This is a genomic window from Neisseria subflava (genome assembly GCF_005221305.1).
Lineage (GTDB): Bacteria > Pseudomonadota > Gammaproteobacteria > Burkholderiales > Neisseriaceae > Neisseria > Neisseria subflava.
On the sequence record NZ_CP039887.1, the window covers coordinates 1,990,131 to 2,010,733 of the forward strand.

General features: G+C 53.5%; 13 protein-coding genes, 1 tRNA gene, 4 pseudogenes and 1 riboswitch. Of the genes and pseudogenes, 6 read left to right on the forward strand and 12 right to left on the reverse strand.

Annotation, left to right across the window (positions count from 1 at the left end; translation table 11 throughout):
- Positions 1-44 precede the first annotated feature (44 nt).
- Together lpxB and murJ are read left to right on the forward strand one after the other, a co-directional pair.
- Positions 45-1,220, forward strand: a complete 1,176-nt coding sequence (gene lpxB, locus FAH66_RS09740) for a lipid-A-disaccharide synthase (protein WP_137041435.1) — start codon at positions 45-47, stop codon at positions 1,218-1,220.
- A gap of 9 nt (positions 1,221-1,229) precedes the next feature.
- Positions 1,230-2,768 (forward strand): murein biosynthesis integral membrane protein MurJ, encoded by a 1,539-nt coding sequence (murJ, locus tag FAH66_RS09745; protein WP_137041436.1) that lies wholly within the window; start codon positions 1,230-1,232, stop codon positions 2,766-2,768.
- 91 nt (positions 2,769-2,859) lie between these two features.
- Here murJ and thiC read toward each other — a convergent pair whose 3' ends face one another.
- Complete coding sequence (gene thiC / locus FAH66_RS09750) at positions 2,860-4,749, reverse strand: phosphomethylpyrimidine synthase ThiC (RefSeq protein WP_137041437.1); 1,890 nt, start codon at positions 4,747-4,749, stop codon at positions 2,860-2,862.
- A gap of 93 nt (positions 4,750-4,842) precedes the next feature.
- Positions 4,843-4,942, reverse strand: a riboswitch (TPP riboswitch).
- Between the two features lie 110 nt (positions 4,943-5,052).
- Here thiC and FAH66_RS09755 point away from each other — a divergent pair.
- Positions 5,053-5,129 (forward strand) — tRNA-Met (locus FAH66_RS09755).
- Between the two features lie 178 nt (positions 5,130-5,307).
- Here FAH66_RS09755 and FAH66_RS09760 read toward each other — a convergent pair.
- Positions 5,308-6,444: an FUSC family protein gene (locus FAH66_RS09760; RefSeq protein ID WP_137041438.1), complete on the reverse strand. Its 1,137-nt coding sequence runs from the start codon at positions 6,442-6,444 to the stop codon at positions 5,308-5,310.
- A 154-nt stretch (positions 6,445-6,598) separates the two neighbouring features.
- On the opposite strand from FAH66_RS09760, the gene rnhB reads away from it, so the two are divergent.
- The 3 genes from rnhB to FAH66_RS09775 all read left to right on the forward strand — a co-directional run bounded on the left by rnhB (position 6,599) and on the right by FAH66_RS09775 (position 8,429).
- Positions 6,599-7,192, forward strand: a complete 594-nt coding sequence (gene rnhB, locus FAH66_RS09765; RefSeq protein ID WP_167480345.1) for a ribonuclease HII — start codon at positions 6,599-6,601, stop codon at positions 7,190-7,192.
- An 86-nt stretch (positions 7,193-7,278) separates the two neighbouring features.
- The gene (locus FAH66_RS09770) at positions 7,279-7,629 is read left to right on the forward strand and encodes a helix-turn-helix domain-containing protein (protein ID WP_244284939.1); all 351 of its coding nucleotides are present in this window, start codon (positions 7,279-7,281) and stop codon (positions 7,627-7,629) included.
- Positions 7,533-8,429: an IS3 family transposase gene (locus FAH66_RS09775; protein WP_137040834.1), complete on the forward strand. Its 897-nt coding sequence runs from the start codon at positions 7,533-7,535 to the stop codon at positions 8,427-8,429. The genes FAH66_RS09770 and FAH66_RS09775 overlap by 97 nt, the downstream gene beginning before the upstream one ends.
- A gap of 72 nt (positions 8,430-8,501) precedes the next feature.
- On the opposite strand, the gene FAH66_RS09780 is transcribed toward FAH66_RS09775, so the two are convergent.
- From FAH66_RS09780 to FAH66_RS10855, 10 genes and pseudogenes are all read right to left on the reverse strand, one after another.
- The gene (locus FAH66_RS09780; protein WP_137041441.1) at positions 8,502-9,506 is read right to left on the reverse strand and encodes a quinone-dependent dihydroorotate dehydrogenase; all 1,005 of its coding nucleotides are present in this window, start codon (positions 9,504-9,506) and stop codon (positions 8,502-8,504) included.
- Positions 9,507-9,717: 211 nt separating this feature from the next.
- Positions 9,718-10,547, reverse strand: a pseudogene (locus tag FAH66_RS09785) (IS630 family transposase); the annotation flags it as partial.
- Between the two features lie 172 nt (positions 10,548-10,719).
- Positions 10,720-13,632: an autotransporter family protein gene (locus tag FAH66_RS09790; RefSeq protein ID WP_137041442.1), complete on the reverse strand. Its 2,913-nt coding sequence runs from the start codon at positions 13,630-13,632 to the stop codon at positions 10,720-10,722.
- A gap of 270 nt (positions 13,633-13,902) precedes the next feature.
- Positions 13,903-14,911: pseudogene (locus tag FAH66_RS09795) on the reverse strand (IS5 family transposase).
- Between the two features lie 85 nt (positions 14,912-14,996).
- Positions 14,997-16,762, reverse strand: a pseudogene (cysI, locus tag FAH66_RS09805) (assimilatory sulfite reductase (NADPH) hemoprotein subunit).
- A gap of 111 nt (positions 16,763-16,873) precedes the next feature.
- A complete protein-coding gene (locus FAH66_RS11100; RefSeq protein ID WP_341868425.1) occupies positions 16,874-18,112 on the reverse strand; it encodes a diflavin oxidoreductase in 1,239 nt (412 codons plus the stop codon).
- Between the two features lie 56 nt (positions 18,113-18,168).
- Positions 18,169-18,657: pseudogene (locus FAH66_RS11105) on the reverse strand (flavodoxin domain-containing protein); the annotation flags it as partial.
- Between the two features lie 47 nt (positions 18,658-18,704).
- Positions 18,705-18,953 carry a hypothetical protein gene (locus FAH66_RS09815; RefSeq protein WP_137041443.1) on the reverse strand — a complete coding sequence of 83 codons (249 nt, stop codon included), beginning with the start codon at positions 18,951-18,953 and terminating at the stop codon, positions 18,705-18,707.
- A 113-nt stretch (positions 18,954-19,066) separates the two neighbouring features.
- On the reverse strand, positions 19,067-20,395 hold the full coding sequence (locus FAH66_RS09820) for a sulfate adenylyltransferase subunit 1 (RefSeq protein ID WP_137041444.1): 1,329 nt from the start codon (positions 20,393-20,395) through the stop codon (positions 19,067-19,069).
- A 15-nt stretch (positions 20,396-20,410) separates the two neighbouring features.
- The gene (locus FAH66_RS10855; RefSeq protein WP_167480336.1) at positions 20,411-20,554 is read right to left on the reverse strand and encodes a hypothetical protein; all 144 of its coding nucleotides are present in this window, start codon (positions 20,552-20,554) and stop codon (positions 20,411-20,413) included.
- Positions 20,555-20,603: the final 49 nt, after the last annotated feature.

A 20,603-nucleotide genomic window follows, 5' to 3' on the forward strand; every position in this document is an offset into this window, starting at 1 on the left:
CAAATGTCCGCCCCCAAATCTTTTAGCTTCCGAACCTCAACAACATGAACCCCAATCCTTCCCCCCTTATCGCCATCAGCGTCGGCGAAGCTTCCGGCGACTTGCTCGGCGCACATTTAATCCGTGCCATTAAGGCGCGTTGCCCGAACGCGCGGTTTACCGGCATCGGCGGCGAGCGAATGAAGGCAGAGGGTTTCGAGAGTTTGTACGATCAGGAAAAGCTGGCGGTGCGCGGTTTTGTTGAGGTCATTAAACGCCTGCCGCAAATTTTGAAAATCCGCAAAGGGCTGGTGAGCGATTTAATCCGCCTCAAGCCGGATGTGTTTATCGGCATCGATGCGCCGGACTTTAATCTCGGCGTGGCGGAAAAACTTAAGCAGGCAGGCATTCATACCATTCATTACGTCAGCCCGTCGGTTTGGGCGTGGCGACGCGAACGGGTCAATAAAATCGTGCATCAGGTCAACCGCGTGTTGTGCCTGTTTCCGATGGAGCCACAGCTTTATATTGATGCCGGAGGTAAGGCCGAGTTTGTCGGCCATCCGATGGCGCAAACCATGCCTGTGGAAGCGGATAGGGCGGCTGCGCGGCAGAAGCTGGGCGTTCCTGCGGACGTGCCCGTGTTTGCCATATTGCCCGGCAGCCGTGTGAGTGAAATTGATTACATGGCGGCGGTGTTTTTTCAGACGGCCTTATTGCTGCTGAAACGTTACCCGCAGGCACAGTTTTTGCTGCCTGTGGCAACGGCCGCAACGCGCAAACGCATTAGCGAAATTTTGGCGCAGCCTGAGTTCGCCTCTCTTCCCATCACGCTGACCGACAAGCAGTCGGATACGGTTTGCACCGCTGCCGACGTGGTATTGGTTACCAGCGGTACGGCGACTTTGGAAGTGGCCTTGTGCAAGCGGCCTATGGTCATCAGCTACAAAATTTCGCCGCTGACTTATGCGTATGTGAAACGTAAAATCAAGGTGCCGCATGTCGGTTTGCCTAATATTCTGTTGGGTAAAGCCGCCGTTCCCGAGCTGCTGCAACACGATGCCGTGCCTGAAAAACTGGCGCAGGCCGTGGCAGACTGGTATGACCACCCTGAAGCCGTGGCCGCGTTGGAACAGGATTTCCACGCCTTGCATCTGCTGCTGAAAAAAGATACGGCGGCATTGGCAGCGGCGGCAGTATTGGAAGAAGCCGGATTTTCAGACGGCCTGAAAGACAAGTAAGGAAAATACATGAATTTATTGGGAGCCTTGGCCAAGGTTGGCAGCCTGACGATGGTGTCGCGTATTTTGGGCTTTGTACGCGATACGATTATCGCCCGTGCGTTTGGTGCAGGCATGGCGACAGATGCATTTTTTGTCGCATTTAAACTGCCCAACCTATTGCGGCGCGTGTTTGCAGAGGGCGCATTTGCCCAAGCCTTCGTACCGATTTTGGCGGAATACAAAGAAACCCGCTCGCCCGAAGCCACGCAGGCGTTTGTGCGTCATGTGGCCGGTATGTTGTCGTTTGTGTTGGTCGTCGTTACAGCGCTGGGCATACTTGCCGCGCCGTGGGTGATTTATGTTTCCGCGCCCGGTTTTGCCAAAGATGCCGATAAGTTTCAGCTTTCCATCGACCTGTTGCGGGTAACGTTTCCTTATATCTTTTTGATTTCCTTGTCTTCTTTTGTCGGCTCGATACTCAACTCCTATCATAAATTTGGCATTCCCGCCTTTACGCCGACATTTTTGAATATTTCCTTTATCGTCTTTTCCCTGTTTTTCGTACCGTATTTTGATCCGCCTGTTATGGCTTTGGCGTGGGCGGTATTTGTCGGCGGCGTGTTGCAGCTGGTGTTCCAACTGCCTTGGTTGGCAAAATTGGGCTTCTTGAAAATGCCCAAACTCAGCTTTAAAGACGCAGCGGTCAACCGCGTAATGAAACAGATGGCGCCGGCTATTTTGGGCGTGAGCGTGGCGCAGATTTCCTTGGTTATCAACACCATTTTTGCCTCATTTTTGCAGTCCGGCAGTGTGTCGTGGATGTATTACGCCGACCGACTGATGGAATTGCCGACCGGCGTTTTGGGCGTGGCACTCGGTACAATCTTGCTACCTACCTTGTCCAAACACGCCGCCAGTCAGGATACCGAGCAGTTTTCCGGCCTGCTCGACTGGGGTTTACGCTTGTGTATGCTGCTGACCCTGCCTGCCGCCGTCGGCCTTGCCGTGTTGTCTTTCCCTCTGGTTACGACCTTGTTCATGTACCGTGAATTTACGCTGCACGACGCGCAAATGACCCAACACGCTCTGATTGCCTATTCCTTCGGCTTGATCGGGCTGATTATGATTAAAGTGTTGGCACCCGGTTTCTACGCGCGTCAAAACATCAAAACCCCCGTTAAGGTCGCTATTTTCACGCTGATTTGCACGCAGTTGATGAACCTTGCCTTCATTTCGCCGCTCAAACACGTCGGCCTGTCCCTCGCTATCGGTTTGGGCGCGTGTCTGAATGCAGGTTTGCTGTTTTTCCTTTTACGCAAACACGGCATCTACCTCCCCGGTAAAGGATGGGCAGCGTTTTTGGTTAAAATGGTCATCTCTTTGGTCGTCATGGGCGGCGGTTTGTGGCTGGCGCAATATTATCTGCCGTTTGAATGGGTGCACGTCGGCGGCTTTAAAAAAGCAGGCCAACTCTGCGTTCTGATTGCCTTGGGCGGCGGCCTCTACTTCGTTTCCCTAGCCGCGCTCGGCTTCCGTCCGCACCATTTCCGCAGAGTAGAAAAATAAGCAACCGTAGTGCGTATTGCTTTGGCTTAAAGGCTATTCACTAAAAAGGCCGTCTGAAACATTTTCAGACGGCCTTTTCTTGCTTTACGTTTTAACTGTAAAGCTTCGCTCCTTTTTTGACGAACTCAATCGCTTTTTCTTCCATGCCCTGCCGTTGGGCTTTTTGTTTGTCGGCATAGTCGCGCACTTCCTGCGTGATTTTCATCGAGCAGAATTTGGGGCCGCACATTGAACAGAAGTGGGCGATTTTCGCGCCTTCGGCGGGCAGGGTTTCGTCGTGGAAGCTCTCGGCGCGTTCGGGGTCGAGGCTGAGGCGGAATTGGTCGCGCCAGCGGAACTCGAAACGCGCTTTGCTCAGGGCGTTGTCGCGTAATTGTGCGCCCGGCCAGCCTTTGGCGAGGTCGGCGGCGTGGGCGGCGAGTTTGTAGGTGATGATGCCGGTGCGCACGTCTTCTTTGTCGGGCAGGCCGAGATGCTCTTTCGGGGTAACGTAGCAGAGCATGGCTGTGCCGTACCAGCCGATATTGGTCGCGCCTATGCCCGAGGTGATGTGGTCGTAGCCGGGGGCGATGTCGGTAACGAGCGGGCCGAGTGTGTAGAAAGGCGCTTCAAAGCAGTGTTGCAGCTCTTCAGTCATGTTTTCTTTGACGCGTTGCAGCGGTACATGGCCGGGACCTTCGATCATCACTTGTACGTCGTGTTTCCACGCTTTGGTGGTCAATTCGCCCAAGGTGTGCAGTTCGGCGAATTGGGAGTCGTCGTTGGCATCGGCAATGCAGCCGGGGCGCAGGCCGTCGCCGAGGCTGAACGAGACGTCGTAGGCTTTCATGATTTCGCAGATTTCGTCGAAATGCGTGTAGAGGAAGTTTTCCTGATGATGGGCAAGACACCATTTCGCCATGATGGAGCCGCCGCGCGATACGATGCCGGTGAGGCGGTCGGCCGTCATTGGTACATAACGCAACAACACGCCTGCGTGCAGGGTGAAATAGTCCACGCCTTGTTCTGCCTGCTCGATTAAGGTGTCGCGCACCAAATTCCAAGTCAGGTCTTCGGCGATGCCGCCGGTTTTTTCCAAAGCTTGGTAAATAGGCACGGTGCCGATGGGGACGGGCGCGTTGCGGATAATCCATTCGCGCGTTTCGTGGATATGCGCGCCGGTGGACAAATCCATAATCGTGTCCGCGCCCCAACGCAGCGACCACACCATTTTTTCGACTTCTTCGGTCAGGCTGGAAGTGACGGCAGAGTTGCCCAAGTTACCGTTGATTTTGACGCGGAAGTTGCGGCCGATAATCATCGGTTCGAGTTCGGGGTGGTTGATGTTGGCAGGGATAATCGCGCGTCCGGCGGCGATTTCTTGGCGTACAAATTCGGGCGTGATTTGGTCGGGATGGGTTGGGATATTCGCGCCGAAACTTTGCCCTGCGTGTTGTTTCAAGAGCTTGGCGTATTCAGGCCGTCTGAAAAGCTCGTCCAGCTTCATGCGTTCGCGTATGGCGACAAACTCCATTTCCGGCGTAATGATGCCTTGGCGGGCGTAGTGAAGCTGGGTTACATTGCGGCCTGCTTTGGCGCGGCGCGGACGGGTGATTTGGTTGAAGCGAAGATGGGCGGTTTTCGGATCGTGCGCGCGTTCGGTGCCATATTCGCTGGAAAGCTTGGGCAGGATTTCGGTATCGTCGCGTTCGTCCAGCCATGCGGTGCGGACGTGCGGCAAACCTTGTTTCAGGTCGATGTGCGCCGCCGGATCGCCGTATGCGCCGCTGGTGTCGTACACCGGAATCGGCGGATTGGCTTCCGTACCTTGCGCCGTGTAGGTGTCATCCTGACGGATTTCGCGCAAAGGCACGCGGATGTCGGCGCGGCTGCCCGAAATATAGACGCGGTCGGAATTGGGATATTGGAAGCGGATGCCGATGTCTTCGCTTAAGTCGGAAAGACGGCGCGCCTCATCGCCGGTTTTTTTAGTGGTAGTCATAAAAAATTGCTCCTGTTTCTCGGTTATGAAATAGAAACAGGAGCATTGCTTTTTTCAGACGGCCTTGTAGATATCTTCAATCAACCGTTTAAAATCACATTTACCGAAACTCCCCACGCAGGTATTATCCTGTTCGGGTGTAAAGGGTATTTCTCAGCCGCTCGGTTTGAAAGCAGCACCCCTGTTTCTTTATTAACGAAAATTAAACCATGCGGCTGGTTTTTTGTAAAGCGGCGTTTTTCGCATTTTCTGTCAAAAACGCTTGACAGCGACTCCGTCTTTCCGTATAGTTACAACTTCTGACGCGGGATGGAGCAGCATGGTAGCTCGTCGGGCTCATAACCCGAAGGTCGTAGGTTCGAATCCTGCTCCCGCAACCAAATATAAAAATCCCCTGCAATCGCAGGGGATTTTGCTTTATGTGGCATTTATTGTTGCTTGGATTGATTGAAAGGCCGTCTGAACCATTAGGTTTCAGACGGCCTTTTTTATTGGCCGATGACATCGGCGGCTAATTTGCTTTTGTCTTTTATTTTGAGTTTGTGTTTTTCAGACGGCCTATTGTTGCTTCGGATCGGTATCGTTGCGCAGGTGTTCTTTCAGGCGTTGCAACTCTTTTTTGTCCAACCATTTATTACGCGAACGTTGCAACAGGATCACCAAAGCGGCGATTTCGTTACGCATATTGGTACTGAGCCAGAGGAAGCCTTGCCAGTCGTAATGCAGGCGGGCGGCCGGTTTGCTTAGTTCGGTATTGAGCGAAGTATCGATGCGGATACGGCGGGCGTAGTGGCCTTTGATGAGGCGGACGGTCAGGCGCAGTTCGCGTTGGAGCTGGTTGAAGTGGCGGTCGAGCAGGCGGATTTCGCTTTCGTTGAGCGTGGGCGCGCGAAGTTTGGCGGCGGTGGTCAGGAGCAGCTCGGTGGTGTTGACGATTTTGCGGTGGGCATGCTGCATGGCTTCCATCATATTGTTGCTGATGTGGCTTTCGCCGGATGTTGCGGCCAGATGGCTGCGGCTTTTGACCATGCGGGCGTTGATTTTGCGCATTTTAATCATGTTTTGCTCCAAACGCTCGCGCGTCATGCGCTTGCCGTTGCTGATTTCGGCAATCATTTTGGCGCAGTCGGTGAGGTTGTCGGCAAGCATGAAGCGCCACATCAGGGTGGAGCGCAGGGGCAGGAGTTTGGCGGCGGCAATGGCGATGGCGGCACCGATTAAAACGTTCATGGCGCGCATCAGGCCGCTGTCGAGCCAGTGGTGGCTGCTGTCGCCGATGAGCATGCACATGGTCAAACCGGCAAGCATGGCGACATAGCCGTTTTTGCCGACCGCAGACCAACCGGCCACTGCGCTGGCGGCTCCGATAATCAGATAGAAGAAAACGCCGTCTTGGAAATAATGCTGGTTCAACCATAAAACGGCCAAACCGACGCCCAAACCGATGGCCGTGCCGAGCATGCGTTCGACTGCTTTGGAGTAAATCGCGCCTTGGAATTGCAGCATGCCGAGGACGACAAAGACGGTCATGCCGATCCACTCGCCGTGTTGCAGGTGGAAGACTTTGGCCAACAGGGTGGAAAACACGATTGCCAAGCCGAGGCGGAAGGCGTGGATATGGCGGCGATAGCGGTAGCGTTCGTAGGCGTTGAGCCAGCGTTCGGAAAAATGGAGGCGTTCGGATTGGGCAGGCATGTTGTAAGACGTATGGGTATGTGGGGATGTAAATTATAACTGATTGGTAAAGCAGATGAAATTTGAACTGTTCCCCAATGGTTTGAACTATTGCAGAATTTCTCTATCGCAAGCGGATATAATGGCGGCTTTGAATCAGACAGGCGGTGAAGAAATGGCGACGGTTTTAAGCGCAGGCGTGGACGAAGCGGGACGCGGCCCTTTGGTCGGCAGCGTATTTGCAGCGGCAGTGATTTTGCCGGAACATTTTGACCTGCCGGGTTTGACCGACTCAAAAAAACTGAGCGAAAAAAAGCGCGATATGTTGGCGCAGATGATTAAGGAACAGGCGGTTGCGTGGAGCATTGCCTTTGCCGACCCCGACGAAATCCTGCAACTGAACATCCTGCACGCAACCATGGCCGCGATGAAGCGCGCAGTCGAGGGGCTGTCGGTTGTGCCCGATAAAGTGTGGATAGACGGCAACCGCGTGCCGAAAGATTTGAATATCCCTGCCGAACCCGTGGTCAAAGGCGACAGCAAAATCATCGAAATCTCTGCCGCTTCTGTTTTGGCCAAAACCGCGCGTGATGCGGAAATGTATGAATTGGCGAAACGCTATCCGCAATACGGGTTTGACCGCCACAAAGGCTACGGCACGGCGCAACATTTGGCCGCGTTGAAACAATACGGCGTATTACCGGAACACCGCCGCGATTTCGCACCGGTCAAAACCTTATTGGCACAAGGCAATCTGTTTGAAGAATGAAAGCATAGCAAAAGGCCGTCTGAAAGATTGAACTGCACCCCAAAAGTTGGACATCCCCCCTCCAACTCACAAGGTGCAGTTTTTTCATGAGCAAATATACATTACACTTCAAATACCAAGCCGTACTCCACTACCTGCACATACGCAGCCAACAGCGTACCGCAGACCACTACGGCATCTCACGAACCCACCTGCGACGATGGATACGCGCCTATCAAGAAGGCGGCATCGGCGCACTCGAACATCCCCAATCCAAAACCATGAACCAACACCGCAAAAACCCCTTCATCGCCGACAAACCCGACCATGAAAAAACACAGGAAGAGCTTATAGAGGAGTTGTGCTATATGCGCGCAAAGGTTGCCTACCTAAAGGAGTTAAAAGCCCTCAGCCAAAAGCAGACCGAAAAGAACAAAGCCAAACCGTCCAAACACTGAGGGCGCAACACCCGCTCAAATACCTGCTGCACATCGCAAACCTGCCCAAAAGCAGCTTTTACTACCACCATCAAGACCGGCCCGACCCCGATGCAGCCGACAAAGCCCTTATCGCCGAAATCTACGAACGGCATAAAGGACGCTACGGGCAAAGGCGCATTGCCGCAGCATTGGATTGGAACCGCAAAAAAGTGGCGCGGTTGATGAAGCAGCTAGGACTGAAAGCTCTTATACGGGCAAAAAAAGCCTACCGCCATCCCGCCATGGGCGAAATATCGGAACACCTCCTCAAACGCCTATTCACAGCCGAAAAGCCCAACGAAAAATGGCTGACCGACATGACCGAACTCAAAGGGAGCGACGGCAAACTGTACCTCTCGCCAATCTTGGACTTGTTCAACCGAGAAATCGTCGCCTACGCCATGAGCCGCAATGCTAACAGCGAAATGGTGAAGAAAATGCTCGAAAAAGCCGCACCCCGTCTGACTGATAAGGGAACGATGCTTCATTCCGACCAAGGTGTGCTGTACCGTACGGCGGGGTATAGGGAATTGCTTGCCCGACATTCCATGGTCCAAAGCATGTCGCGTAAGGCGAATTGTTGGGACAATGCGCCGATGGAGAGCTTCTTTGCGGTGTTGAAGACGGAGTGTTTCTATAACGCAGGGGAATTGGCGGTGGACGAATTGATGAAACAGATAGATGACTATATGGATTACTACAACCGGGAGCGTTGCAGTCTGAAATTGAAAAAGCTGAGTCCTGTCGCATACAGAACCCAGCTTGCACAGAGCACCTGAAAAGGCTTTTATGAGTGTCCAAGATTTGGGGACCAGTTCAAGATTTCAGACGGCCTTATTTTTGGAAAAGTATTATTTCAACGCAGCCAAACACTCTTTAATCAACTCAGGGCCGCGATAAATCAAACCGCTGTACACCTGCACCGCACTGGCGCCCAAGCGGATTTTTTCTGCCGCGTCCGCGCCGTTCATAATGCCGCCGACGCCGATAATCGGCAGTTTGCCGTCAATACGTTCTGCCAAAAGTTTCAACACCTGATTGCTTTTCTCACGTACGGGCAAGCCGCTCAAGCCGCCTTGTTCGCCTGCGAGCGGATGGCTGCCCAAGCTTGATTTGTCGACGGTTGTGTTGGTGGCGATGATGCCGTCCATTTCTACGGATTTGACCACATGGGCGATGTCGTCGATTTGCGCTTCGTCCAAATCCGGCGCGATTTTGACCGCCAGCGGCACATATTTACCATGCGCGGCTGCCAGTTGCGCCTGTTTGTTTTTCAAGGCTTCCAACAATGCGCTCAATTCGTCGCCGCCTTGCAAAGCGCGCAGGTTTTTCGTATTGGGGGAGGAAATATTGACCGTGATGTAGCTCGCGTGGGGGTAGGCTTTTTCCAAGCAAATCAGATAATCGTCGGCCGCGTTTTCAATCGGCGTAACGGCATTTTTGCCGATGTTGATGCCCAAAATGCCTTTAAAGCGGCTGTTTTCAATGTTGCGGATCATCGCGTCGATGCCGTGATTGTTGAAACCCATGCGGTTGATGATGCCTTGGTGTTCGGGAACGCGGAAAAGGCGTGGCTGCGGATTGCCCGGCTGCGGCTTGGGCGTTACCGTGCCGATTTCGACAAAGCCGAAACCCAAAGCGGCAAACGCATCGATACACTCGCCGTTTTTGTCCAAACCTGCCGCCAAACCGACCGGATTGGGCAGCTGCAAGCCCATCAGCTCGGTTGGTCGGGTGTGGCTGTCCACTTTGGGCAGCAGGCCGAGTTTTTCGGCGGCACGCAAACTGTTGAGCGTGAAATGATGGGCCTTTTCTGCATCGAAGCGGAACAGGATAGGACGGACGAGTGAATACATGGCGGCGGCTTTCTGAACGGTTGATGAATTTGGCGTTATTTTACCTGAAACCGTCAAACTGCCCCAAACGTCTGTATCGATATGATTTTATTGTTTGGTGTCAAATGAAAATAAATAGGGTTTTTGCGTGTAATCGGATAGTTCATTAAAATGGTAAGAGAGAGTCTTTTCAGACGGCCTGATGGATGTATAGTTAATTAAAATCAAAATAGGACATTATCGCATCGTCAAATCGGGCGTAATCAGACAATACGGTTCGCAGATACCGCTTAATATCCGCCCACACCTTCTCAATCGGGTTGAGCTCAGGTGAATAAGGTGCAAGAGGCAATACCTTATGTCCCAATTTTTCCGCCATTTCCCGTAAGACACCCATACGGTGAAATCGTGCATTATCTAAAATAATCACCGATTTTTGAGTCAATGCGGGCAGTAGGCATTGCTGAAACCATGCCTCAAAAAAGGCTCCGGTCATCATATTTTGATAAACCATCGGAGCAATCAGCCGGTTGCCGATTTGTGCGGACACCAGAGATAAGCGTTGGTATCTTTTTCCACTTATCTGCGCTTTCACTATTTGCCCTTTCAGGCTGCGGGCATAGGGACGGAACAGGTAGCGGTCAAATCCTGTTTCATCCAAATAAACACGTTGGTAGTCGGAAAATTCGGCCAACTGTGTCAAATAATGCGTTACTTTGGCCGGGTCTTGTTCTTTGTAAGTGGTGGTCTTTTTTTGCGCGTCATCCCCATCTGTTTGAGTGCATAGCAAACGGCGGCTGGCGTACAATCAAAATGTTTAGCTATTTCATGCAGATAGGCATCCTGGTGTTACTCAACATATTGAGCCAGTTTTTGCCTATCCAATTTGACGGCATTTAGACCGGTAACTTGATGTTTTAGGCTGCCTGTTTGTTTTTTAAGGCGAATCCACAGGTAAAGCGTGTTTCTTGACAAGTTAAACGTTGCTGCGGTTTGGCTGATGTTTTTACATTGTTTGTAATAGTTTAAAGCTTTGTTTCTTAAGTCCGCAGAGTATGCCATGGTTAGACCTTCAAAGTTGAGTATTGTACCATTTTATTTTTAATTGACTATATTTGATAATCCAGTACAGCGCTTTGATAATTGAGGAAGGCATATAAATGAGCCGGATAAATATTGTTAATATTTATCCGGCTCATATAAAAGGACTACGGTAAGATATATTACTTGAAGATTACCAAGAATATTTTATGCCGATTGAGCCTTTGTATCCTTGATGTTTCGTTCCACTTAAAGATTGTTCATACCGTGCATCTGCATAAATATGGGTATTGGAACTGGTTGCAAATTGTGCTCCCAAACCAACTTCGCCCCAAGTTTTTGCTAATTTTTCAGTAACATTATCCTCGCCAATGTTACTGGCCGAAGTATTTCTGAAGTTATGCCACACATTAGTGGTGAAATACAAGGTTCGAACTTTTTCATGATCGGTTAAATTATTATAAGCAAAGCGTACACCAATGCGGCTGCGTAAATTATGTTGCTTATCTTGATGCACAGAGCGCATATCATCAGTGAAGCTGTTTAAGCCGAGGTATTGATAGATTAATTGTGCTTGCGGCTCAATAATCCAACTGTCGCCATTATTCGTTTTCTCTTTACTCAATACAAACGGACGACCTACCTCACCCGATAAAGCCACACCCAAACCATGGTTTTTTGCTTTCGAATCTAGGGAGTTATATTTATTTTGCATCCAAGAAAGTTGGCCTACAAAGTCTATATAGCTACCATCTTCAGAATACCGTGTGTGAGTCACACCGACATGGAGGTTTTCGGTTTTAGCTTTACCTGTATATTTGTCATCAATGACGACACCATTCTCGGCACGATATTCATCATAAAATTTCGAATTAGCATGTGTGTAACCAACATAACCACCGGTTAAACGTTTGCCGCCATTTTCGCTAGAAGAAATATCAAAGTCGTGGCCAAACTGGAAGCCTGCAAGGTTAGCGCTAAGATTCAAACGCTTTTTACCATCCAAAGCAATGTGTTTGCCAATAATACGTCCCCAAATTTGGTTGTTCGCTTGAGATTTTTCCCAAGAAAGGGCCTGATTTTCACCACGGCGTTGGTGCAATGTACCAACCGTTTCGTAGCCAACTTCTAAGTTCAAGTTTGGAATAAGCGTATAAGCAGGAACAGAAGCTGTGTAAATGGCATCCTTATTCGTGGAAACTACCGTCCAAAAATATTCGGTTGTATTTCCTACTTTTTTGGAAGCCAATTGCAGTTCACCCGCACCTGTAGTTTTGGCAATACCGGTAAAGTTCTTTAAATTACTTTCCCCTTGTACTCGAACTACTGCCGTACTGTTTTTGGCTAAATCAGCCGCAATAGAGCCGATAGTGCCATCAATCATATTTTCTGTGCCGTCCGCTTTCAAACTGACAACTTTTGTTGTCCCTTCGGCATTACCGGTGATTTCCAATAAGTCAGATTTACCGTTATTGGCATCATTACTATCCCAATGAGTATTCACTTTAAGAACACCGTTATTCGCTGTGTAGTTGCCTTCCACAGTGAGTTTGTCTTCGTAAGAGCCATTGGCAAGGGTGATTTCACCGTTGTTACTGGTTAATGTGCCTTCAGTACCATCTTGTTTAACCAGTTTAACTTTATAGTCTGTTTTAGTTGAACCGTTCGGAATATTTTTAGACGCATCTAATACCCCCTTATCCAAGGTTAAGGCATTGATGGTAGAGCGTTGTTCATCACCTTTTTGTTTCAATTCCCAAACAGCTTGGTTGTTCACATGCACATCTAATTTAGAATGCACATTGCCTTTAGATTGTTGTTGCATCAAACCAATGGCTTTTGCTTGATCAGACAAGGTAAATGTCAAATCAGCCCCTTTGGTTACTGCCACTTTAGTTTCGGCAAGCCAGCCATTTTCTGCGGCTTTGGCTTCACTGTCTTTGCCTTTTAAAGTGAATTTTGCATTTTCGGCAACGAATTCACCATTATTAAACCAACTTGCGACTTTATTTCCTGCGAAGGTTACCGCGAAACTATTCTCTGTTTTTGCATCCGCAACGATTAATGAAGCATCATCAGATGTTGTGGTAATTTTTGTATTGTTTAAACGAACTTCTTGATCTTTATTAGACTCATTTCTGGATACATTGTCGCTAATAAAAAAGGCACTTACTTTAGTTGTGTAATCCTGAGTATCGAAAACAACAGCTGAATTACCGGATTTGATTTCACCGCTGCTGGTGTCCGAATCGGCAATTAAGCGGGATTTAGTGCCAAATAAGCGCACGGTTGCGGAGTTTTTTGATTCTGTTGTATCAAGCACCATTTTGCCGGTGGAATTGACAACAGCACCTTTATAGTCAGCCGGTTTTTCAGTGTTTGGTAGTTCCGGTTTACCAATTTTTAATGCGGCAGAAAATTTTCCGTTTGCTTTCACTGTGATGTCAGAATCTTTTAAGTTCGCTTCCGCACCGTCTCCACTAACGTAAAGCCCGACTAAATAATCCCCGATTTTAGCGGTGGTTTTATCTTCCACGGTAATAGTCAGTTTTTTCTCAGAATTGAAAACCGGTTTGGCGCCATTCTTACGATAAACCTTCACCCCGGATAATTGGTGACCAAATGGTGCAGTTGCGCCACCAAAGTTTTTTGTACTTTTCACTGTGTTTTCTGTGTTTTTAACAGTGATATTAGCATCATTATGCAAAGTTAAGCTTGCGGTATCAGAAGCATTACCACCAGCATAATCATATCCTACAGCAATACCGTAGGCGGCATTGGAGTCTACGGCTAATCCTGAATTAGCTTCGCTGGCTAACGTAACATTAATGTTAGTTTTGCCTTTAATTTCAACTTGATTATTCGCACGAACGATAAGTCCTTTTGGACGAGCAAATTGTTCTCCGCTATTAGGTGCTAGTGTAGCTTTGTAATCTCCATCAATGTTTTGATTTGGTTCTTTCCAAAATTCTCCTGAACCCTCTGTTCCCACAGTAGGTGAAGTGTCGTCCGCTGCAGCAACGGCCAATGCAGGAATAGAAAAACAAGAAGCTATCAGAGTATGCAGCAAGGTTTTCCTAAATATTTCTTTTTTATAAGTCAACATATAAATTTTCCTTTTATTTATGATTTTAAAATCACGATAAGACCCCATTCAAAAATGGAAGCTACCTTAGTATAGCATAATATATTGTTTTTCCATATAACTCTTCTGCTATCACATAGGCCGAGACCTTTGCAAAAAAGTCTTTCCCCCAACAGCCGAAACCTAAACACAGGTTTTCGGCTATTTCCCTTCCCAAATCACTCCTAATTCTACCCAAATGCCCCCTTAATCCTCCCCGAATACCCCATAATCAGGCATCCGGGCCGCCTTTTAGGCAGCAACAGGCACACTTAGCCTGTTAGCCGCTTTCAACAGGTTCAAACACATCGCCTTCAGATGGCTTTGCGCACTCACTTTACACAGACCAAAATAGGCTGCCCGGGCGTAGCGGAATTTACGGTGCAGCGTACCAAAGCTTTGTTCGACCACATAACGGGTCTTTGACAAATATCGGTTGCGTTTGGTTTGCGCTTCCGTCAGCGGACGGTTGCGGTGGGCTTTGCGCATAATGCCGTCTAACAACCGATGGTCTTCCAGATGTTGCCGGTTTTCCTTACTGTCGTAGCCTTTGTCGGCATAGACGGTCGTACCTTCGCTTAGGCCTTCCAACAAAGGGGACAGATGGTTGCACTCATGGGTATTGGCGGGAGTGATGTGCAGTTTCTCGATATAGCCTTCCTCATCGGTACGGGTATGTTGTTTGTAACCGAGTTTGTAGAGGCCGTTTTTCTTTGTCCAGCGGGCATCTTTAGTCCTTACTCGGTGTGGTTTGTCCGCTGACTTGTCCTTCCTCGTCGACTTCTATGGCCTGACGCTGTTTGCTGCCGGCAGTCTGAATAATGGTGGCATCAATGACGGCGGCGGATGCTTTCTCTACTTTTAGTTTTTTTTCGGCCAGTTGTCGGTTAATCAGTTCCAGCAATTCGGACAGGGTGTCGTCTTGCGCCAGCCAGTTACGGTAGCGGCATAAGGTGCTGTAATCGGGGATGCTCAGTTCGTCAAAGCGGCAAAACAGGTTGAAGTCGATGCGGGTGATGAGGCTGTGTTCGAGTTCGGGATCGGAGAGGCTGTGCCATTGTCCGAGCAGGACGGCTTTGAACATGGACAACAGGGGATAGGCGGGACGACCGCGGTGGTCTCTAAGGTAACGGGTTCTTTGACGGTTCAGGTATTGTTCAATCGGCTGCCAATCAATCACCTGATCCAACTTCAATAATGGGAAGCGGTCGATGTGTTTGGCGATCATGGCTTGTGCGGTTTGTTGGAAGAAGGTGCTCATGGGAAATCCCCTAAATGTCTTGGTAGGAATTTAGGGGATTTTGGGGAATTTTGCAAAGGTCTCAGGCAGCCTTTTTCTTGCCGAATCAGGCGGCAGATGCTTTCCAGAAATCGCGCGGGGGGTCGAGCACGGGTTGGACGATGCCGGTGCGCACGGCATAGTCGCCGAAGCCTTCGCCCGGTTCGCGGCCTGTTGCCCAGCCGGCGATCCATTCGCGCAGGATGGCGAGGATTTCGGGTTCGGTGATATTTTCTTTGTAGAGGCGGGGGATACGCGTGCCTTGGCGGTTGCCGCCGGCGTAGAGGTTGTAGCGACCCACGGCTTTGCCCACGAGGCCGATTTCGGAGAGCATGGTGCGGCCGCAGCCGTTGGGGCAGCCGTTGACGCGCAAAACGATGTGCTCTTCGGACAGGCCGTTTTCTGCCATGATTTCGTCCACATGGTCGAGGAATTGGGGCAGGAAGCGTTCGGCTTCGGCCATGGCCAGCGGGCAGGTGGGCAGGGCGACGCAGGCCATGCTGTTTTCGCGCTGTTTGCTCACTTTGTCGTTGATGAGACCGTGTTCGCGGGCGATTTTTTCGATTTTGGCCTTGTCGCGGGCAGCCACGCCGGCCACGATGAGGTTTTGGTTGGCGGTGAGGCGGAAGTCGCCTTTGTGGATTTTGGCGATTTCGCGCAGGCCGGTTTTGAGCGGGCGGCCGGGCGCGTCGGTGATGCGGCCGTTTTCGATGAAGAGGGTGAGGTGCCATTTTTTGTCTTCGCCCTGCACCCAGCCGATGCGGTCGCCGCGCGTGGTAAATTCGTAGGGGCGGATGGGCTGGAATTTCGCGCCCATGCGGTTTTCCACTTCGGCGATGAATACTTCCGTGCCCACGCGCTCGAGGGTGTAGCGGGTTTTGGCGGCTTTGCGGTCGCTCCTGTTACCCCAGTCGCGCTGCACGGAAACGACGGCGGCGGCGCAGTCGAGCACTTTGTCGAGCCCGATGAAGCCGAATTCGCGGGCGGTGTCGGGGTAGGTTTTGGTGTTGCCGTGCTCCATGGAGAGGCCGCCGCCCACGAGTACGTTGAAGCCGGCGAGTTTGCCGTTTTCTTCAATGGCGACGAAGTTTAAGTCGTTGGCGTGCAGGTCTACGTCGTTGTGCGGGGGGATGACGACGGTGGTTTTGAATTTGCGCGGCAGGTAGCTGGCGCCGAGTACGGGTTCGGTGTCGTCGCCGCTTTTCACGCCTTCGGACAGAGGGGCGGTTTCGGTGGTTTCCACTTTTTCGCCGTCGAGCCAGATTTCGGCGTAGGCGCGGGATTTGGGTAGGAGGTGTTCGCTGATTTTCTTCGCCCATTCCCAGGCTTCGCGGTGCAGGCTGCTTTCCACGGGGTTGCTGGTGCACAGGACGTTGCGGTTCACGTCGCCTGCGGTGGCGATGGAGTCGAGGCCGAGTTTGTGCAGCCATTGGTGCACGGCTTTGATGTCGGGCTTGAGGATGCCGTGGTATTGGAAGGTTTGGCGGTTGGTGAGGCGGATGGAGCCGTAGAGGGTGTGGCTGCCGGCGAATTGGTCGATGCCCAGCCATTGCTGCGGGGTGATCACGCCGCCGGGCAGGCGGCAGCGCAGCATGACGTTTTTGAGATTGTCGAGCTTTTGGTCGTTCCGCTCGGCGCGGATGTCGCGGTTGTCCTGCTCGTACATGCCGTGGAAGCGGATGAGCTGGAAGTTGTCGCCGTTGAAGCCGCCGGTGAGGCCGTCGCCGAGGTCTTGGGCGATGGTGCCGCGCAGGTGGCGGCTCTGGCCTTTGAGGCGTTCGTTGTCGGCCAGGGGGTGGCGGGGAGTTTGGCGCGGGGGTCGGGGGTGGTCATGGTTGGGTTCCTTTGGGTTTGGGTTGTTTTGGGGCTGTCTGAAAGGCGGTTTTCCATTTTCAGGTAGCCTTTTTTTGCCTGGCGGGGCTACCTGAAAAACAGCCGCTGTTTTCAATATACGTCGCGCTGGTAGCGGCCTTCCTGGCGCAGGTTGTCGAGGTATTCGTCTGCGTCGTCGGCGCTCAGGCCGCCTTGTTCGGCGATGGTGTCGAGCAGGGCCTGCTCTACGTCTTTGGCCATGCGCGAGGCGTCGCCGCACACGTAGATGTGCGCGCCCTGCTGCAGCCATTGCCACAGTTCGGCGGCTTCTTCGCGGATTTTGTGCTGCACGTAGATTTTCTCTTCCTGATCGCGCGACCAGGCGAAGTCGTATTTGTTGAGCAGGCCGTCTTTCGCCCAGCCCTGCCATTCGGTTTGGTAGAGGAAATCTTGGGTGAAGTGCTGGTTGCCGAAAATCAGCCAGTTTTTGCCACTGTCGCCGTTGGCGGCGCGCTGCTGCATGAAGGCGCGGAAGGGGGCGACGCCGGTGCCCGCGCCGATCATGATCACGGGCGTGTCGGGGTTTTCAGGTAGCTTGAAGCGGGGGTTTTCCTCCACGAACACGCGCACGCTGCCTTCTTCTTCCAAACGTTCACCCAGAAAGTCGGAGGCGGCGCCGGTACGCGAGATGCCGTTGTGTTCGTAGCGCAGCACGCCCACGGTGAGGTGCACTTCCTCGCCCACTTCTTCGGGCGCGGAGGAGATGGAGTAGAGGCGCGGGGCGAGCGGGCGCAGCAGGCCGGCGAGCTGCTCGGCGGTGAGCGCGGCGGGGTATTGCGACACGATACCGGCAATCGGGTTGGCGGCGGCGTAGGCGGAAGCGTCGGCGGCGGCCTGCTTCAGCTCGGGATTGCCGGAGATTTCGGCGTAGCCCTGCACGAACTGCGGGGTGTTCAGGCCGATTTCCCAATCGTGCAGCAGGGCTTCGCGCACGGTTTTGCCCTGCTCGCCCGCATTCACCGGCTCGTCGCCCTTGAGCGAGACGGCGGCGAGGATTTCGTCCACGACGGCGGGGTCGTTTTCAAACCATACGCCCAGCGCGTCGCCCGCGCGGTATTGCAGGCCGGAGCCGGAGAGGTCGATTTCGATGTGGCGCACGTCTTTTTCCGAATCGCGGCCGGTGATTTTCTGGCGGGCGAGCAGGGTGGCGGGGAAGGGGTTGGCTTTTTGTTGTAGGCAGATGCGGGCGCGGCGGGGGCGGGGCTGCCCGAAGCGTTGCCCGTACCGGTTGCAGCTGCGGCGGGCGCGGCGGCCAGACTGCCTACCAGCGGCACGATTTTGTCCAGCCAGGCGGCGGCTTCGGCCTGGTATTCCAAGTCACAGTCCTGCCGCTCCAGCAGGCGTTCGCCGCCGAGTTTGGCTAACAGTTCGTCGAAACTTTTGCCCGCGCCGCAGAACATGGGGTAGCTGGAGTCGCCCAGCCCGAGCACGGCGAATTTGAGGCCGGAAAGTTGGGGGGCTTTTTTGCCGCTGAGCAGTTTGTAGAGGCTGAGCGCTTCTTCAGGCGGCTCGCCTTCGCCCTGGGTGGAGGTAACGAGCAGCACGAGTTGTTCGCCCGCGATGTTTTTGGGTTTGTAGTCGGCGGCGGCGGTGTGGGCGGCGTTCACGCCGGCGGCGGCGAGCCTTTGCTGCAGCTCTGCGGCCACTTTGCGGGCGTTGCCGGTTTGCGAGGCGGAAATCACGGCCACGCGCAGGGGTTCGGCGGCGGGAGCTGGGGCTGCGGCGGCAGGCGCACCGATGCCGGGCTGCACGGCCTGCCCGCCGGCCTGCGACCAGCAGTAGCCGGAGAGCCAGGCCAGCTGCAGGGGGGTGAGCGCGGCGATTTGGGCGGCGAGTTCGGGGGGAAGCGGGTTCATGGCGGGTTCCTTGGGATGGTTTGTTATGGGCTGGGGCTACCTGAAAATTAAGGGGCGGATTGTTGGGTTACGGCTTGCAGCCTAACCCGACCTACTCTTGCTCTTGCTACTCTTGCTGGGGCTACCTGAAATTTAGCCGTCGGGTTTTCAGGTAGCCCGTCTTGCGTACGGCGAACGGGGGTGTCCGCGCTCCGGTTGTACGGCGGGTGGTAGGCTGCCGGATTGTGTTTCAGGTAGCCTTCTCTCACGGGAAAAGGCGGCGGTTTCAGACGGCCTTTGTTTGTTCTGTTCGGCATTTATGCCCGATCTGCGGGCTACCTGAACGTTGGCCGTCGGGTTTTCAGGTAGCCTTTGGGGTTTATGCAGGCTTTGCAGCATGCCGCCCTCTCCCATGGGAGAGGGGGCGGTTTCAGGTAGCCTGTTCTGCCTGCTGCGTTCCGCCCGCTGCTTCTGCGTCGGCCAGTATCATGCCGGCGGCGGCGGTGTGGTTGGTGGCTTCGTCTATCAGGATGAAGGCGCCGGTGGCGGGGTTGGCGGCGTAGGGGGTGCAGACGACGGGTTGTGCCAGCGTGAGTTCGACTTCGCCTAGGTCGTTCATTTCCAGCGTGTTGCGCCCGGCGGAGTGGCTGAGGGTGTGCACGTCCCACACGCGGCGTACGGCGGCGATTTTGGCGGGCACGGTGCGGGTGGTGTGTTTGAGCAGGTAGCGGCGGGCGGGGTTGAGCGGGCGGCTGTCGAACCAGCACAGGGTGGCGGCAAGGCGGCGCTGCGGCGCGAGGGGGCTGGCGGAGGAAAGGATGGTGTCGCCGCGCGAAATGTCGATGTCGTCGGCGAGGAGGAGGGTGGCGGGTTCGCCTGCGGTTGCCTGATCCACGCTGCCTTTGAGGCCGATGATGCCGCGCACGCTGCTTTCGAGCCCGGCGGGTTCGACGCGGACTTTGTCGCCCACGCGCACGCTGCCGGCTTCGATGCGGCCTTGATAGCCGCGGAAGTCGTCTTGTTTGCTGCCGTCGGCGCGCTGTACGAGCTGTACGGGGAAGTGGAAGTCTTGCGGCGCTTCGGACACGCCTTCGCCTGCGGGCAGGCTTTCCAGCACTTGCAGCAGCGAGCCGCCTTGGTACCACGGGGTGTGGGCGCTTTCGTGCACGATGTTGTCGCCGTTGAGGGCGGAGATGGGGATGAAGCGGATTTCGGGCAGGCCGAGGGTGTTGGCCAGTTTGCGGTAGGCGGCGGCGGCGGCGTTGAATTTTTCTTGGCTGAAGCCGAGCAAGTCCATTTTGTTGACGGCCACGATGATGTGCGGGCAGCGCAGGTGGCGCAGGATGGCGGAGTGGCGTTTGGTTTGCGGCAGCAGTTGCAGCGGTTGTTGGGAAAAATCGAGCTGGGCGGCGTCGATGAGCAATACGGCGGCGTGGGCGGTGGAGGCGCCGGTTACCATGTTGCGGGTGTATTGTTCGTGGCCGGGGGTGTCGGCGATGATGAATTTGCGGCGGGCGGTGGCGAAGTAGCGGTAGGCCACGTCGATGGTGATGCCTTGTTCGCGTTCGGCTTCGAGACCGTCGGTGAGGGCGGAGAAGTCGATCGCGCCTTGGCTGCGGCTGCTTTCGAGGCGGCGTACCTGGTCGCCGAGCAGGGCTTTGCTGTCGTAGAGCAGGCGGCCGATGAGGGTGGATTTGCCGTCGTCCACGCTGCCGGCGGTGATGAAGCGCAGGGGGGCTTGGCGGTGGGGGCTGGTCATGATGTCGGGCTTTCTTTAGGTGGGTTGTTCGGGTTTCAGACGGCCTGGGTGGCGGGTCTGCGCTGTTTCGGGTGCGGCTGCTTCCGTCTGCATGAGACGGGGCGAAGTGCTTTCAGGCCACCGCTGCTGTTTTTGCGGGCTCGGGCGTTCGCGTTCCAAATCCGCTCCGGCTGAGTCGGCTTGCGCCTGCGGCTGACCCGGCCTGCTT